Origin of the sequence: Saccharothrix texasensis (genome assembly GCF_003752005.1) — a bacterium.
GTDB lineage: Bacteria > Actinomycetota > Actinomycetes > Mycobacteriales > Pseudonocardiaceae > Actinosynnema > Actinosynnema texasense.
In genome coordinates this window covers 3503780-3519614 of sequence record NZ_RJKM01000001.1, presented here as the reverse complement: position 1 = coordinate 3519614, position 15835 = coordinate 3503780, and the positions used below count along the sequence as shown (strand labels likewise).

The 15835-nt window shown below is 71.3% G+C and carries 17 protein-coding genes; 8 read left to right on the top strand and 9 right to left on the bottom strand.

The features are described from left to right. Positions 1-47: 47 nt before the first annotated feature. Positions 48-374: a hypothetical protein gene (locus EDD40_RS14330; RefSeq protein WP_123743346.1), complete on the top strand. Its 327-nt coding sequence runs from the start codon at positions 48-50 to the stop codon at positions 372-374. Between the two features lie 125 nt (positions 375-499). Here EDD40_RS14330 and EDD40_RS14325 read toward each other — a convergent pair whose 3' ends face one another. The 4 genes from EDD40_RS14325 to EDD40_RS14310 form a co-directional block, all read right to left on the bottom strand. Beyond that, positions 500-1168 (bottom strand): hypothetical protein, encoded by a 669-nt coding sequence (locus EDD40_RS14325; protein ID WP_123743345.1) that lies wholly within the window; start codon positions 1166-1168, stop codon positions 500-502. Next, complete coding sequence (locus EDD40_RS14320; RefSeq protein WP_123743344.1) at positions 1165-1716, bottom strand: hypothetical protein; 552 nt, start codon at positions 1714-1716, stop codon at positions 1165-1167. Before EDD40_RS14320 ends, EDD40_RS14325 begins: the two co-directional genes overlap by 4 nt. Positions 1717-1811: 95 nt before the next feature. Continuing rightward, on the bottom strand, positions 1812-2615 hold the full coding sequence (locus EDD40_RS14315) for an ABC transporter permease (protein ID WP_123743343.1): 804 nt from the start codon (positions 2613-2615) through the stop codon (positions 1812-1814). Continuing rightward, positions 2612-3592, bottom strand: coding sequence for an ATP-binding cassette domain-containing protein (locus EDD40_RS14310; protein WP_123743342.1), 981 nt, complete (start codon positions 3590-3592; stop codon positions 2612-2614). The genes EDD40_RS14315 and EDD40_RS14310 overlap by 4 nt, the downstream gene beginning before the upstream one ends. Before the next feature lie 624 nt (positions 3593-4216). On the opposite strand from EDD40_RS14310, the gene EDD40_RS14305 reads away from it, so the two are divergent. Both EDD40_RS14305 and EDD40_RS14300 read left to right on the top strand, forming a co-directional pair. Then, on the top strand, positions 4217-5071 hold the full coding sequence (locus EDD40_RS14305) for a helix-turn-helix domain-containing protein (RefSeq protein WP_123743341.1): 855 nt from the start codon (positions 4217-4219) through the stop codon (positions 5069-5071). Further along, on the top strand, positions 5068-5244 hold the full coding sequence (locus tag EDD40_RS14300; RefSeq protein ID WP_123743340.1) for a DUF397 domain-containing protein: 177 nt from the start codon (positions 5068-5070) through the stop codon (positions 5242-5244). The genes EDD40_RS14305 and EDD40_RS14300 overlap by 4 nt, the downstream gene beginning before the upstream one ends. A gap of 399 nt (positions 5245-5643) precedes the next feature. Here EDD40_RS14300 and EDD40_RS41695 read toward each other — a convergent pair whose 3' ends face one another. From EDD40_RS41695 to EDD40_RS14275, 5 genes are all read right to left on the bottom strand, one after another. After that, positions 5644-6114, bottom strand: a complete 471-nt coding sequence (locus EDD40_RS41695; protein WP_170185074.1) for a hypothetical protein — start codon at positions 6112-6114, stop codon at positions 5644-5646. Positions 6115-6360: 246 nt separating this feature from the next. Beyond that, the gene (locus tag EDD40_RS14290; protein ID WP_123743339.1) at positions 6361-6984 is read right to left on the bottom strand and encodes a hypothetical protein; all 624 of its coding nucleotides are present in this window, start codon (positions 6982-6984) and stop codon (positions 6361-6363) included. A gap of 140 nt (positions 6985-7124) precedes the next feature. Then, on the bottom strand, positions 7125-8621 hold the full coding sequence (locus EDD40_RS14285; RefSeq protein ID WP_123743338.1) for an aldehyde dehydrogenase (NADP(+)): 1497 nt from the start codon (positions 8619-8621) through the stop codon (positions 7125-7127). Further along, on the bottom strand, positions 8618-9439 hold the full coding sequence (locus EDD40_RS14280) for an NAD-dependent epimerase/dehydratase family protein (RefSeq protein ID WP_123743337.1): 822 nt from the start codon (positions 9437-9439) through the stop codon (positions 8618-8620). The genes EDD40_RS14285 and EDD40_RS14280 overlap by 4 nt, the downstream gene beginning before the upstream one ends. A gap of 29 nt (positions 9440-9468) precedes the next feature. Then, positions 9469-10251 carry an IclR family transcriptional regulator gene (locus tag EDD40_RS14275; protein WP_073895339.1) on the bottom strand — a complete coding sequence of 261 codons (783 nt, stop codon included), beginning with the start codon at positions 10249-10251 and terminating at the stop codon, positions 9469-9471. Positions 10252-11016: 765 nt separating this feature from the next. On the opposite strand from EDD40_RS14275, the gene EDD40_RS14270 reads away from it, so the two are divergent. The 5 genes from EDD40_RS14270 (at position 11017) to EDD40_RS14250 (ending at position 15642) form a co-directional block, all read left to right on the top strand. Continuing rightward, positions 11017-11919, top strand: a complete 903-nt coding sequence (locus EDD40_RS14270) for a 5-dehydro-4-deoxyglucarate dehydratase (RefSeq protein WP_123743336.1) — start codon at positions 11017-11019, stop codon at positions 11917-11919. Further along, complete coding sequence (locus EDD40_RS14265) at positions 11916-13172, top strand: glucarate dehydratase family protein (RefSeq protein WP_123743335.1); 1257 nt, start codon at positions 11916-11918, stop codon at positions 13170-13172. The genes EDD40_RS14270 and EDD40_RS14265 overlap by 4 nt, the downstream gene beginning before the upstream one ends. A 14-nt stretch (positions 13173-13186) precedes the next feature. After that, complete coding sequence (locus tag EDD40_RS14260) at positions 13187-14308, top strand: hypothetical protein (protein ID WP_246037660.1); 1122 nt, start codon at positions 13187-13189, stop codon at positions 14306-14308. A 238-nt stretch (positions 14309-14546) separates the two neighbouring features. After that, positions 14547-15032, top strand: coding sequence for a hypothetical protein (locus tag EDD40_RS14255; protein WP_123743333.1), 486 nt, complete (start codon positions 14547-14549; stop codon positions 15030-15032). 88 nt (positions 15033-15120) lie between these two features. After that, positions 15121-15642, top strand: coding sequence for a hypothetical protein (locus EDD40_RS14250; RefSeq protein WP_123743332.1), 522 nt, complete (start codon positions 15121-15123; stop codon positions 15640-15642). Positions 15643-15835: the final 193 nt, after the last annotated feature.

Here is a 15835-nt window from a genome sequence, read left to right as displayed (position 1 = left end):
TGAGTCCTCCTCACCCGCAGGGCCGCGGGGGAAGCGGGGGTGGCGCCGTGACGTTCAAAGAGGAGTTCCTGACGGAGCTCGAGGACTGCCTGCGCGGGTACGGCGCGGTGCCGGTGATCGACCCGGACGCGCTGGCCCGGTTCATCGACCACGTCCGCCGGCTGCCGGACGACGATGCCCGGCTGCGCTGCCTCGAACGCGTCGACCAGGGCTCCGGCTCGTTCTGGAACAACCCGGCGGTGTGGTGGGAGCAGGTGCCCCGGTTCGGCATCGGGTCCTCGGACTGCTCCGAGCTGCTCGACCGGATGCTGGACGAGGCGATCAGCGACGAGATCGACGTGCTGGAGATGGAGATCCGGGAACTGCCGGGCTGAGTCGTGCCGCGGGCGTGAAACACCCGTTGTGCACCTGGGTCGCCAGACGCACAACGGGGAGTCATCGCTCCTTCGGTTCCACTCTCGCTGTCACCCGGCAGTCACCCGGACCGTCGAGCGGGCAGTCAGACGGACAGCAGCCGGTCGAAGAACGTGCGGTAGCGCTTGAGGGCCTGCCGCAGTTCCTCGGTCTGCGCCTCGTCGCCCCGCTGCCACTGCTCCTCGAGCGAGTGCTTGTGCTCGGTGAAGGTGGTGGCCAGCGACTGCATCACCTGGGCGACCAGTTCGTCGGCCCGCTGCACGGCCTCGCGGGGGTCGTCGACGAAGTCGGCCTGCAGGGCGCGCCACTCGGCCTGGTAGTCGGCCGCGTCGTCCGGGGTGAAGAGCGGCGCGTCGCCCGCGGTCGTGTCGACCGCGGCCGGCTCGACCGGCTCGTCGTGCTCGGCGGGCTGCTCCCGGGTGTCCTGCTCGTCGAACGCGACCGGCTCTTCGAGGGTGGACGTCCAGTGCCCAGTCGAGTCGTGGCCGGCCGGATCATGTCCGGCGTGGTCCTCCCCGACGTGGTCCTGCCCGACGTGGTCGTGGCCGGTCGAGTCGTGGCCGGTCGAGTCGTGCGCCACCGGCTCCCGGTCGAGGCGTTCCTGGTCGGTCAGGTCCGGCTCCGCGACGTCGCGGTCGGCCGGGGTCTGGTCGATCGGCTCGCGCTCGGCCCCGCGGCCGTCCAGCGAGTCGCGGTCGAGCGGGGTGCGCTCGGCGAAGTCCTCGGTGGTGAGGTGCTGACGTTGTTCGGTCATGACCGTGCTCCTTCCCGGTGGTCGCCCAGCAGGTCCTCGAACACGGTGCGGTAGTGGACCATCGCGGTGCGCAGGTCCTCGGTCGTCGCCTCGCCGCGCTCCTGGCGCTCGACGACGGAGTGCGCCTCGCGGTAGTGCTCCAGCGTGCGGGCGTGCTCGACGGACAGCAGCTTCTCGCGACGCTCGTAGTCCTCGGTGGGGTAACCGCGTTCGGCCATCAGGTCGGTGACGAGGTGGTCCGCTTGGCTCACGGCCTGGGTCGGCTCGTCGACGAACTGCTCCTGGACGAGGGTCCAGTTGCGGGCGTAGGTGTCGCGAGTCGTGGCGTCGAGGGTGCGGAGCTCGAGCTTCGAGTGCTCGCGCTCCCGCTCCGAGAGTTCGCGTTCCGCCGCCATGCGGCTGCCGTTGTGCTCGAGGGCCCGCTCGTACTCGGGGCCGAACTTCGAGCGCAACCTCTTGCGCTGCATGACGAACTTCAGCAGCACCGCGATCGCGGCCAGTACGACCAGCACGACGACGATCACGCCGATGGTGGTACCGGTGGACATCTGCGCCTCCTAGGGCTCTGTTGTCCACCGGCTACCCATGAGGCGACCGATCCGAAACCTGTTCGCCTCTTGACAAACCCGTGCCGCGTTCGCGGCTAGCGCGCCACCGCCTTGCGGTACTGCCGGATCGCCAGCGGCACAAAGATCAGCAGGAACACGACCACCCAGATCAACGTCATCAGCACCGGGTGCTGCAACGGCCACACGTCCGCCGCCGGCGCCAGCGGGTTGGTGTTGCCGAACAACTGGCGGGCCGCCGCCGTCACCGCCGACACCGGGTTCCACTCGGCGAACGTCTTGAGCGGTCCGGGCAGGTTGCTCTCCTGCACGAACGTGTTCGCGATGAACGTCAGCGGGAAGATCGCGATGAACGACGCGTTGTTGAACACCTCGGGGCTGCGCACCATCAGCCCGACGATGGCCATGCCCCACGACACCGCGTAGGCGAACAGCAGCAGCAGGGCGAACCCGGCCAGCGCCTCCAGCGGCGACGAGTGGATCCGCCAGCCGACGATCAGCCCGGTCACCGACATCACCAGCACGACGATCACGTTGTTCGCCAGGTCGCTGGTGGTCCGCCCGATCAGCACCGCCGAGCGCGCCATGGGCAGCGACCGGAACCGGTCGATCACGCCCTTCTGGATGTCCTCGGCCAGCCCGGCGCCGGTGATGGTCGCGCCGAACACCACGGTCTGCGCGAAGATCCCGGCCATCAGGAACTCGCGGTAGTCCATGCCCGGGATCGCGATCGAGCCGCCGAACACGTACGCGAACAACAGCACGAACATGATCGGCGACAACGTCGAGAACACGATCAGGTCCGGGACCCGCTTGATCTTGATCAGGTTGCGCTTGGCGACCACCGCGCCGTCGCCCAACGCTTGCGTGAACGCGCTCATGCTCCTTGCTCCCCCTGCTTGTCCTCGGTGCCGGTCCCACTGGCCGCGTGTCCGGTCAGCGTCAGGAACACGTCGTCCAACGTCGGCCTGCGCAGGCCGATGTCGAGCACCTTGATCGACTCGGCGTCCAGCCTCCGGACGCCGTCCACCAGCACGTCGGCGCCGCCGGACACCGGCACGGTCAGCCGGTGCCCGCGCTCGTCCACGGTGATCTCCGAGATCGCCAACGGCGTGAGCGCCGCCTTCGCCGTCTGCGCGTCGTGGGCCGAGCTGACGGTCAGCTCCAGCCGTTCACCGCCGACCTGGGCCTTCAGCTCGTCCGCCGTGCCCAGCGCGATGACCCGGCCGTGGTCGATGACCGCGATCTTGTCCGCGAGCCGGTCGGCCTCCTCCAGGTACTGCGTGGTCAGCAGCAGCGTGGTGCCGCCCGCCACGAGTTCCCCGATGACGTCCCACATGCCGAGCCGGCTGCGCGGGTCCAGGCCCGTGGTCGGCTCGTCGAGGAACAGCACCTTCGGCTCGGCCACCAGCGCGCCCGCCAGGTCGAGCCGGCGGCGCATGCCGCCCGAGTAGCCCTTCACCGGCCGGTCGGCGGCCTCCACCAGGTCGAACCGCTCCAGCAGCTCGCGCGCCCGCTCCCGGCTGCGCTGCTTGCCCAGGTGGTAGAGCCGGCCCACCATGTCGAGGTTCTCGAAACCGGTCAGGTTCTCGTCGACGGCCGCGTACTGGCCGGACAGCCCGATCCGGCGGCGCAGCTCCTTGGCGTCGGCGACGACGTCGAGGCCGGTGACGGTCGCCTTGCCCTCGTCGTGCTCCAACAGCGTGGTGAGCACGCGCACCGTCGTCGTCTTGCCCGCGCCGTTGGGCCCGAGCAGGCCCATGACGGTCCCTTCCGGCACCACGAGGTCGAGGCCGTCGAGGGCGATCACCGACCCGTAGCGCTTGACCAGTCCTTCGGCCACGATTGCGTCTGCCATCCGGCCATGATGGACCGGCGGTCCGACAATTTCAGGCGGATTTACCGGACCGGACCCGGACCCCGGCGGGGAAGTGGGCTGTGTGGACGGTCCGGCCTGCGCTTGCGTCGCGCGAGCGGTCGCATGCGCGGTTCGTCCTCCCGCAGCGCGGCGAGCGCCCACGGCGCTCCCGACCCTCCGTCGGCGCCGGTCGGTTGAGCCCGCGAACATCCACGGCTGCCGAGGTCGACCTGCTCGCAGAGGCCCCCGTCGACCGCCTTCGGGGCCCTCCGGTCCGGTCCCGGCCGCCGGGGTCGGCGGCGCCACCCGGTCGGGTTGTTCTGCCCGGCCCGCGTGGGGTGGCGCTCGGCTCGAAATCCACTTCGCGGGGGCGCGGAAACCCTTGACGTCCGGCAGCCGGACCTGCGAGATGTACATGTGGCCAGACTTGGTCCGCGCTGATCACCCGTCCAGTTCGCCGGACATGTCCTGGGGCGTGTCCGGGGGCGTCGGGGCCGCCGCCGACGGAGGGTGATGAGTGAAGGGCGTATATGCACCTGTTAGACGCTCGATCGAGTGAACGAGAGCGGGCTGCGGAACAGCACTAGGGTGTTCGCAGTTCTTTTCCAGCGAGGAGCGATCCGCATGGCAGCCGTCCAAACCCGACGCAAGCGCAAGCTGGGGCAGTTCCTCAACGCCTTGCGCAAGCGGGCGGGCAAGACCGAGATCGACTACCACGCGTTGACGAGGAAGACGCAGTCGACGCTGTCGCGGATGGAGAACGGTTACATCAGTCCGAGTTGGACCGAACTGGGCGCGCTGCTCGGCCTCTACGGGGCGACCGATGCCGAGCGGCGCGAAGCGGAAGCGTTGTGGGAGGACGCGAAGCAGGACGGCACCCGCCTGGTGTACGCCGCCGCCTTCACCCCGGAGGCACGGACGTACGCCCGGCAGGAAGCAGACGCCACGGAGGTGCGCACCATCGAGATGATCGTGATACCGGGGCTGCTCCAGACGCCCGCCTACGCGACGGCGATCAGGCTCGCGGGGCAGCGGTTCATGGACTCGTCGGTGTCCGTGGAACAGGTGGCCGCGGCGCTGGCGAACCGGCAGCGGAGGCTGCCGGGGTTACGGCTGCACGCGGTGATCGACGAGGCGGCCTTGCACCGGATCGTCGGCGGCACCGCCGTCATGCGCGAGCAGTTGTCGCATTTGCTCGAGAAGGGGAAGCAGGACAACATCACCATCCAAGTGGTCCCGTTCGGCGCCGGCGCCCACGGGACCATGTCGGGCGGTGGCGCGACTGCTCTCCGCTTCGAGGACAGTGATCCTTCGGCCGTGTACCTGGAGTACGCGGGTGGTGGCAAGTGGGTGGACAATCGCGCCGACGTGCAGAAGTACCTGTTGCACTTCGAGGAAATCGTGAGCGAGGTCGCCCTTTCGCCCAAGGAGTCGGCTTCGCTGATCAGAAAACTGGCAACCGCACTGAAGGACACATGAACAACGACAAGGCGTGGCGCAAGAGCACGTACTCCGGCGCGGGCAACAACTGCGTCGAACTGGCCGTGGGACGGAGCACGACCAGTGTTCGGGACAGCAAACGACCAGGACCCAGACTGACCTTCGCCCAACGTCCGTTCCGGGCGTTCCTGACAACCCTGCGGCAAACCTGACCGCAACCGCCAACCCGCCGTCGCCCCCGGTGTGGCGGTCACGTCGCACCGGGGGCGGCGGCGACGGCGCGGACGACCACCGACCCGTCCCGAGGAGGTCGCGACCGGGGTCCTCGGGCGGAGTGGGAAGCCGACCGGCGGGTCGCCGCCGACATCACCGGGTCGAGCGACTCGGCGACGCGGCGCAGCCGATCGCCTCCTCCCGCGGCCCCTCGCACCACGGATCGGGTGACGGTCCACAGTGGATGAACGGTGGCCGGGGTGCCGGGTGGTGCGCGTGGTGGCCAGCGTGGTTGACGCAGTGACCCAGGCCACAGCCGGCTCCTGTCAGGAATCGGGTCGCCGTCCTGCTCAGAGGGGCGAGCGAACCCGACAGGAGCACGCACGTGAAGCACCGCGTCATCGTCCTGGGAGCCGGTTACGCCGGGGGCTACGCCGCCGGACAGCCCGCCCGCCGCCTGCACGCCGACGACGCGAGATCACCGTCGTCAAAGCCGAACCCGACTTCGTCGAGCGGATGCGCCTGCACCAGCTCGCCGCGGGCCAGGACCTCCGCGCCACCGCTTGGCGGACCTGTTCGCCGGCACCGGCATCCACCTGCGCCCGGCCAGGGTCACCGCCGTCGACGTCGAGCACCGGACGGTCACCGTGACCGGCGGCGAGGGTGTCGACCACCTGAGCTACGACGCCCTCCTCTACGCGCTGGGCAGCGCCGCCGTCCACGGCCTCCTGGGCGTGGTCGAGCACGCCCACCCCCTCGCCGCCGCCGGCGGTCTGGAAGTCGTCGACAACGGCCAGATCCTGGGCCCTGCGGGGCCGCCCGGCCGCCCGCTTCGAAGCGGTCATCCTCCGCGGCGCGGCCTTCGGCATGGGCCACCTCGGCGAAGTCGACCGCGCCGCCGGCCTGACCGGGAAGCTGCCGCGGCACGCGACCGCCGAGCGCGTCGCCGCCGCCCTGCGCCGGCTTCAAGTCGACCCCGGCGAAGCGGAAGCTGGTCGGCGGCGCCCTGTCGATCCACGCCGGCCTGGCCTCGCCGTCCCGGCTCGGCCGCATGACCGCGCGATGGCGGCAGCGGCCCCACGACGCGCCGATCGTCGAATCGTGGTGACCGCCGATCACTCCCGGTCGAACCCGCCCTGGATGGCCGTGGCGAAGTGGATGCCGCCGCCGATGTGCGCGACGTGGCGCACATCGCCCACGGTGATCGTGAACTCGGCGTACGGGTAGTCCTCCAGCGTCATCGCGGCCAGCTTCCCCGCGTACGCGTCCTCGTCGTACTCCTCGTCGTCCTCGTCGCCGAAGTCCCACGGCGGCGGCCAGTTCCGGATCTCGCCGAGGCGGTAGTCGACCACGACCTCACACGCCCGCTCGTGGAACGCCCGGGCGTCACGACCCCGGTCCAACGCCCTGAGCCGCTCGAACACCGACTTGAGCCCGGGTTCCTCCACCACGCCCCGCAGCTCGTCCAGCCCGAGGTGCAGCCGGTCGTCGGGCAGGTTCTCCTCACCGGACGTGAAGAAGTGCCCGTGCCGGATCCGGTGCCACACCTCCACGATCACCCGCAACGCGAAGTCCCGACCGGGCGGCACGGCCTCCGCGTCGGGGTTGATGATGTGCACCCGACCACGCAGCGTCGCACCCGATCTGTCGTCGATCGAGATGCGGTAGGTATCCATCGCCTTCGCCTGCCCCGTCTTGTCGGCTGATTCCACCCACACCGACGTGGTGCGCGACGACACGGTTCCACCACCCGCCGGCCACCGGGGATTCATCGAAGGCCGCGGTCCCCGGGGAAGCATCCCCAGCGACCGCTCGGCGACTGGGAGGGCCGGAGACCGAGCCGGGTCCGGCTCGGTCTCCGGCCGGTTCGGTGGGCCGTTCAGTGGACTCCGAGCACCCCGTCCACCCGCCGCGGGATGCCCAGCGGGTTGCCCTCGCGCAGCTCGGCGGGCAGCAGGGCGTCCGGCCAGGACTGGTAGGTCACCGGCGCCACCCAACGCCGGATCGAGGTGGCCCCGACGGACGTGTGGAGCGGGTTGGTGGTGGACGGCCACGGTCCGCCGTGGTGCATGCCCCAGGCCACGGCCACACCGGTCGGCCAGCCGTTGAAGATCAGCCGGCCGACGACCGGCCGCAGCGCCTCGGCGACGCGCCCCGCGTGCTCGTGCTCGGACTCGGCGGCGTGCACGGTGCCGGTGAGCGTGCCGGGCAGCCGGGACAGGACCGGTTCCAGCTCGGCCGGATCGGTGTAGGTCACCACGACCGCCGCCGGGCCGAAGTGCTCCTCGGTCAGCTTCTCGAGGTTCTCCGCGAACGCGGCCACGGGCACGTGGAAGAGGCGCGGTTCGACGGACCAGCCCTCGGTGGGCGCGGTACCCTCGGCGACCAGGTCGGCCAGGCCGGAGGCGGCCAGGTCGTCGGTGCCGGAGCGGTAGGAGTCGCGCATCCGCTCGTTCAGCATCGGGCCGCCCGCGGCGGCCGCGACGGCGTCCGCCAGGGCCGGCACGAGGGAGGTCGGCGCGAAGAGCAAGCCGGGGTTGGTGCAGAACTGGCCCACGCCGAGCGTGAGCGAGCCGACGAACTCGGCCGCGAAGCCCTCGGGACGCGCGGCGGCGGCGTCGGGCAGGACGACGGTCGGGTTGACGCTGCCCAGCTCGCCGTAGAACGGGATCGGGTCGGGGCGCGCGTTGGCCAGGTCGTACAGGGCCCGGCCGCCCCCGGTGGAGCCGGTGAAGCCGACCGCCTTGATCGCGGGGTGCTTGACCAGCGCCACGCCGGCCTCCTGGCCGTGCACGATCCCGAAAACGCCCGCCGGCACGACGGAAGCCACGATCCGCGCCGTCTCCCGCGACGTGCCGGGGTGCGACGGGTGCGCCTTGACGATCACCGGGCAGCCCGAGGCCAGCGCGGACGCCGTGTCGCCGCCCGCCACGGAGAACGCGAACGGGAAGTTCGACGCGGCGAAGACGCCCACCGTCCCGAGTGGACGGAGCATGCGCCGCAGCACGGGCCGCGGCGGCACGATGTCGGGGTTCGCCGAGTCCAACGTCGCCTCGACGTAGCTGCCCTCGCGCAGCACCTCGCCGAACAGCCGCAGCTGGTTCGTGGTCCGCTTCAGCTCCGTCGTCAACCGCGGCACGCCCAACGCCGTCTCGGCGTCGGCGAGCGAGACCAGGGCGTCGGAGGAAGCGTCGAGCGCGTCCGCCACCGCGTCCAGCACCGAAGCGCGCTCCGCCGCCGGCAACGCCGACCAGGCCGGGAACGCCGCCGCACCCGCGCGCGCCAGCTCGTCGACCACGACGTCCGACGTCTCCGGCACCGCCTCGCCGACCGGCTCGCCGGTCCGGGGGTCGTACCCCTGCACGCCGCCGCTCATCGGCCGGCCTCCTTCACCGCGGTGTCGAACTCGGGCGTGCACCACACGCCGCCCAAGTGCGTCATGGCCGGCGACCCGGGATCGGGCGCGCCCCCGGCGAGGACCTCCTCCGCGAACACCTCGGAGTCGTCCTCGGACTTGTACCCCAACGACTCCGCCTCGCTCAGCGAGAACCACCGCCGCGTGTTGTCCGACACGCCCCACACGACCCGGAACCCGGGCGACGGCGCCGACAGGCAGGCCTCGAACAGCCGCGCGCCGTCGTCCGGCGACAACCACGTCGACAGCATCCGCGCGTCACGCGGCTTCTCGAAGCACGACCCGATCCGCACCGCGATCACGTCCATGCCGTAGCGGGACGCGTACAGGCTGCCCAACGCCTCCAGCGCCACCTTGCTCACGCCGTAGTACGTGTCCGGCTTCGGGAACAGGTAGTCGCCGGCCTCACCGGAGGAGCGCTCGTAGTACCCGACCGCGTGGTTGGAGCTGGCCAGCACGACCCGGGGCACCCCGGCCCGCCGCGCCGCCTCCAGCACCACGTGCGTGCCGTTGATGTTGACGTCCAGGATCTCCGCCCACGGCCGCTCCAGGCTGTGCCCGCCGAGGTGGATCACCGCGTCGACGCCCGCGCACGCCTGCTCCATCGCGGCCTCGTCGGTCACCGAAGCCGTGACCAGCTCGACCCGCTCACCGTCGGCGGCGGCCGGCAGCGGCGCGATGTCGAGCAGGCGCAGGGTCCGGTCCGGCGCGGCCAGCCGGGTGCGCATGAGCGTGCCGACTATGCCGGCGGCGCCGGTGATGAGGATTCGCTCGGTCACGTCGAGCCCTTTCGGAATCGGAACAGGAATCAGCGGCCGAACTGGCGCAGCAGTTCGGTGATCGTGCGGGCCGCGTGCAGCAGCGCCTCCACGACCTGGCGCTCGTGGTCGGGGTCGAGCCGGCCCAGCGGCACCGAGCAGCTCATCGCGTCGAGCACCGGGTTGCGGTAGGGCAGGGCGACGGCGAAGCAGCCGAGGCCCGGCGTGTTCTCCTCGCGCTCGTGCGCGTACCCGACCGCGCGGAACCCGGCGAGCTGGGCGTGCAGCGCCGGGCGTTCGATGATCGTGTTCGGGGTCAGCGGCGTCAGCCGCGCGGGCAGGATCGCGTCGACCTCGGCGGGCGTGCGGGCGGCGAGCAGCGCCTTGCCCAGCGACGTGGAGTGCGCGGGCAGCCGCCGCCCGACGCGGGACACCACGCGCAGGTGGTGCTCGGACTCGCGGCTGGCCAGGTAGACCACGTCCGCGCCGTCGAGGCGGGCCAGGTGGACCGTCTCGTTGATCTCCCGGCGCACCTGCTCCATCACGCGGATGGCGACCTGCACCACCGGGTCGTGGTCGAGGTACGACGTGCCGACGAGCAGCGCGCGCACGCCGATGCCGTACGTGCCGCGGGTGGGGTCGAGCTCCACCCAGCCCCGGGCGACGAGCGTCTGCAACAGCATGTAGAGGCTCGACTTCGGGTAGCTCAGCTCGCGGTGCAGTTCGGTCAGGGTCAGCGGGCGGTCCGATGCCGACAGCACTTCGAGCAGTTCCACAGTCCGATCGGCCGACTTGACCGCGTTCGGCCGAGCGGGTGACGCGGGTCCAGTCACCAAGTCCTCCACGGGAAACGTTCCGGCAACACGCTCTTGACACGTCGCTGCGCCGATTCTTACAGTCCGCCCAACACGTTCACAAGTACGACCCCGATTCATATATATGAACAGTACGGCCGTGAACAGGAGTCGCCGTCCATGACACTCTCCCGCCGGTGCGCCACGGCCGTCGCGGCTGCGACCGTTGCGGGTCCGACCACGCACCCGACCTGCGGCTACCGCCCGGCCGCCGGAGCGGCGCGCCGCCACGTGCCGCCCTCGGCCCGAACGCGCCGCGCGGCGGGGTCGTCCGCGCTCTGCGCCAAGTCTCCCGGCGCACGGCTCCGCGCCGCGGCAGACCCCACCGGAACGACGGCGCCCGCCGGGCCGACGACGGCACCCGGACCGACGACGGCATCCGCCGAACCGGTGAACTCCCGCGAACGGCCGGGGTTGCGCAACTCCTGGACTCGGGCCGTCCATTCGCTCAAGGTGTCCCGGTGACACCGGTCGACACCGCCTTGGACGTGGGGGCGACGGCCAGTGGCGGCGGTGCCGTCGCGGCCCACCCCGCGGGGCGACCCCGACCTCGGGGTCGCCCCGCGGAACCACACCCGAACCATTGTCACGTCGGCGGGGACTCGCTCATCAGCGCCGATGGTGCCCCTGCTGCTTCACCTCGCCGCCAGCGCGCCCGCCGCCTGCGCGCTGCCGCGCGAGGAACGCAAAAGTCCTTCCTGCGTGGGATCACCACGGGAGCGATCAAGGGATGAAGGTCTGGGTATGCAACTGGATGGGGTGCTGTTCTTCCCGGTGACGCCGTTCGGCTCGGACGGCGCGCTCGCGGAGGACGTGCTGGCCGAGCACGTCGAACGAGGGGTGGCGGCGGGCGCGGGCGGCGTGTTCATCGCCTGCGGCACGGGCGAGTTCCACGCGTTGGAGCCGTCGGAGGTCGAACGGGCGGTGGCCGTCGCGGTCGAGGCGACCGCGGGGCGGGTGCCGGTGTTCGCGGGCGTCGGCGGCCCGCTGCCGACGGCCAAGCGGATCGCCGAGTCCGCCGAACGGGTCGGTGCGGACGGCCTGCTGCTGCTGCCGCCGTACCTGGTGTCCAACCCGCCGAAGGGGCTGGTCCGGTACGTGACGGAGGTGGCGGCCGCGTCGGACCTGTCGCTGATCGTCTACCAGCGCAACAACGCGGTGTTCACGCCGGAGACGGCCGTGGAGGTCGCGTCGCTGCCGACCGTGGTCGGGTTCAAGGACGGGCTCGGCGACATCGACCTGCTGCACCGCATCGTGCTCGCGGTGCGCTCGGCGGTCGACAAACCGTTCCAGTTCTTCAACGGCCTGCCGACCGCGGAGCTGACCGTGCCCGCGTACCGGGGCATCGGCGTCGACCTGTACTCCTCCGCGGTGTTCTGCTTCGCGCCGGAGATCTCGCTCGGCTTCTACCACGCCGTGCACAGCGGTGACGACGCGTTGGTCAACCGGTACCTGCTGGAGTTCTACAAGCCACTGGTCGAGTTGCGCGACAAGGTCCCCGGTTACGCCGTGTCGCTGGTGAAGGCGGCGGTCCGGGCCACCGGGCTCGACGTCGGCGGCGTCCGCGCGCCGCTGCTCGACCCGACGCCCGAACACCTGGCGGAACTGGAGAAGGTCGTCGCGGCCGGTCGGAGCCTGTCCGCATGAAGATCACCGACATCACCACCACCCCGGTCGCCTTCCGCGACCCACCGCTGCTGAACTCGGTGGGCGTGCACGAGCCGTGGGCGCTGCGCACCATCGTGGAGGTGCACACCGACGAGGGCATCACCGGGCTCGGCGAGAGCTACGGCGACATCGGCCACCTCACCCGCATGCGCACGGCCGCGCCCGCGTTGCTGGGCCTGGACGTCCACGCCCTCAACGAGATGCACTCCCGGATCGCGACGGCGCTCGGCGGCGAAGCGGGATCGGACCGGCACGGGCTGACCGGGCCGCTCACCGTCGAGTCCACCGTGGACCGGGTGTTCTCGCCGTTCGAGGTGGCGTGCTGGGACATCCGGGGCAAGGCCCTCGGCCGCCCGGTGAGCGACCTGCTCGGCGGCGCCGTGCGGACCGCCGTGCCGTACAGCGCGTACCTGTTCTACAAGTGGGCCGCTCACCCCGGCGCGGAGCCGGACGAGTTCGGCGAGGCGCTCGACCCGGCGGGCATCGTGGAGCAGGCCCGGATGCTCGTCGAGCGGCACGGGTTCGGCTCGATCAAGCTCAAGGGTGGCGTGTACCCGCCCGACCAGGAGATCGAGGCGATCCACGCGCTGCGCGAGGCGTTCCCCGACCACCCGCTGCGGCTGGACCCCAACGCCGCGTGGACGCCGGAGACGTCGCTGAAGGTCGCCGAGGAGCTCGACGGCATCGTCGAGTACCTGGAAGACCCCGCGCCGGACATCGACGGCATGGCGGAGGTCGCGGCCCGCGCGCCGATGCCGCTGGCGACGAACATGTGCGTGATCGCGTTCGAGCACATCGCCCGATCGGTGGAGGTGGACGCGGTGCAGGTCATCCTGTCCGACCACCACTACTGGGGCGGCCTGTCGCGGTCCAAGGAGCTGGCCGCGATCTGCCGGACGTTCGGCATCGGCCTGTCCATGCACTCCAACTCGCACCTGGGCATCAGCCTGGCCGCGATGACCCACCTCGCCGCCGCCACGCCGAACCTGAACTACGCGTGCGACACGCACTACCCGTGGAACGTCGCGGACGACGTGATCACCACGCCGTTCACGTTCGTGGACGGCGCCATCCCGGTGCCGACCACGCCCGGCCTCGGCGTCGAGCTCGACCGCGACGCGCTGGCGCGGCTCGCGGAGAACTACCGGACGTGCGGCCTCGTGCAGCGCGACGACACCGGTTACATGCAGAAGCACGACCCGTCCTACGAGAGGAAGCGCCCCCGGTGGTGACCACCGTTGCGCACGTGTACCCCTGGGATGTCGTGGGCGACCCGTCGGCTGTCGAACGGGTCGCGTCGTTGGGTGTGGACGCGGTGGCCCTCGCCGCGTCCTACCACACGGTGCGGGCCGCGACGCCGTTCCACCCCTCGCACCGGATGGTGGACGCGCGGCACGCGGCGCTCTACCTGCCGGTGCGGGAGGAGGCGTGGCGGGGCAAGCGGCTGGCGCCCGCTTCGCCGTCCTGGATGGAGAGCGACAACTCCTACGGCGAAGCCTCGGACGCGCTGAAAGCGGCCGGGTTGCCGGTGTACGCGTGGACCGTGCTCACGCACAGCAGCCGGCTGGGCGACGCTCATCCGGACGTGGCGGTGCGTAACGCCTTCGGCGACCTGTACCCGTACGCGTTGTGCCCGTCGAACGACGACGTGGTCGAGTACACCCGGACGTTGGTGTCCGAGGTGCTGGCAGTGGGCAGGCCGGACGGGATCGTGCTGGAGGCGTGCGGGCCGCTCGGGTTCTTCCACGGCGGGCACCACGAGAAGACCGACGGCGCGGACTGGTCGGCCGTGCAGCAGAAGCTGCTGTCGCTGTGCTTCTGCGGGGCTTGCGTGCGGCGCCATGACGACCCCGAAGGGTTGCGCGCACTGGTGCGCGCGGGGGTCGACAACGCTGTCACCAGCGTGGACGAGGCGTTGGGGGATCGGACTGCCGACGTGCGCGCGGTGCGCACGGAGATCTCCCGCTTGCTGCGGCGCGACCTCGTGGGGTTGATCAGGTCCACGTCGCCGGGCACGCGGATCGCCGCGCACGCGACGGCCGACCCGTGGGGCACCGGGCCGTTCGCCACGGTGGCCGGGGGAGTGGACGCGGACGTCGACGTGCTGACGGTGACGTGCTGGCCGGGCGTGCAGGCGTCCTTGCCCGCGATCCGCGCCTTGCGCGCGGAAACCGACGTGCGCACCGCCGCGTACGTGCTGGCCCTGCCGCCGAAGCCGGCGGACGGCGACGAGCTGCTGGAGGAGTGGCTGGCCTACGCGGAGGCCGGCGTCCAGGAGTTCCACCTGTACCACGCGGGCCTGGCCTCGGCGTCCCGCCTGGACGCCCTCCGCCACGCCATCGCGGGCCTCCCCAAATCCCTCCCCTAACCCACCGCGAGAGTCCTACGTTCACGCGTCGAGAGTCCTACGTTCAGGCACCCTGAGTTCAACGCTCAGACGGCCGGCCCATGTGCTGAACGTTGAATTCAGGGCTCCTGAACGTAGGACTCTCGCGCCTTGGGGGTTGGACTCTCGAGTGCTGGGGGTTGGACTCTCGGGTCGCTCGAACGGGTAATTGTGAAGAAGGGTGGGCAACCGCGGGGGTGGGTCGGTCCGTCCTGGGAGCATGAGAAGCCTTGGAACCGCTATCGGCGCGGGTGTGCTGCTGGTCGTGCTCGCCGCCTGCGCAACGTCCACGCCCGTCGGTCCGGGCGCCGGTGGGCCGACGCTGACCACCGAGGTCTCGTCGGAGACCCCGGCCACCACGCCGGGCGAGCCGGAGTTCGAGAGTCCCGTGCCGCCGAACGGCAAGGAAGTGCCCAAGGAGCGGATCGACGCGGCCGCCATCCCCGAGGGCACCCCCACCACCACGTGGACCGAGGGTGACGGCAGCGTGCTCGGCGTCATCGCCCAGGAAGCCGGCTGCGGCAAGGCGAGCGTCGAGATCGCGGAGCAGAACGCCCAGGTCGTGAAGGTGGTGCTGGTCGAGACCACGCCGCTCGACCAGCCGGTCTGCACGATGGACATCCGCTACCCGCCGCTGACCGCGAAGCTCGACGCGCCGCTCGGCGACCGCAAGGTCGTCCTGAGCACCCGGCAGGACCAGAAGTAACGCCCCGCGGTGCCCGGTCGGCCTGCCCCCGGTCGGCCGGGCATCGCCCACCCTGCAACCTCACGACCCCGAGTACCGTCCTGCAGCTATGAGGAACGTCAAGGTCGCCGTCGCCTTCACCCTGCTCGCGCTCGCGGGGTGCACCAGCACCACCACCGGCAACGCCCCGCTCGGCGAGTCGTCCACCACGGTCACCACGACGGGTTCGTCGGCTGTTCCGACAACGTTGTCATCCCCTGGTGAGACCGCACCGACCGCACCGCCGCCGCAGACCAGCGCCGCACCGCTGCAAGGCGGCCCGACCGAGGTCTCGGCCAACCAGGTCGACGGCAGCACCCTGCCCGACCACTACAAACGGCAGGCGTGGACGTCGGCGGACGGCCGCACGGTCCAGGTCGTCGGCCTCGCGGGCGGCTGCAAGTCGGCGAGCGCGGAGGTCACCGCGGAGTCCGCCGACCAGGTGTCGATCACCCTCGTCACGACCTACTACGCGCCGCCCACCGGCGTCATGTGCACGCAGGAACTGCGCGACGTGCCGCTGAACGTCACCCTCGACGCGCCCCTCGGCTCACGTCGCATCGTCCTGGAGGCCCGCGACGATTCGGCTTGACCTTCACGCGGACGTGAAGCCCTACGTTCGCCCCCATGACGGTCTTCGCCGGTAGGGCGATGGTCGGGACGGGCGCCTGGTCGAAGGCGCCCTGCCGTTGGGGCGGGTCGGGCGGCCGGACGAGCTCGCCCGGCCGGAAGCCGCGTACACGACCGGTGTGGTGCTGCCCGTCGACGGCGGCGTCCTGATCGGG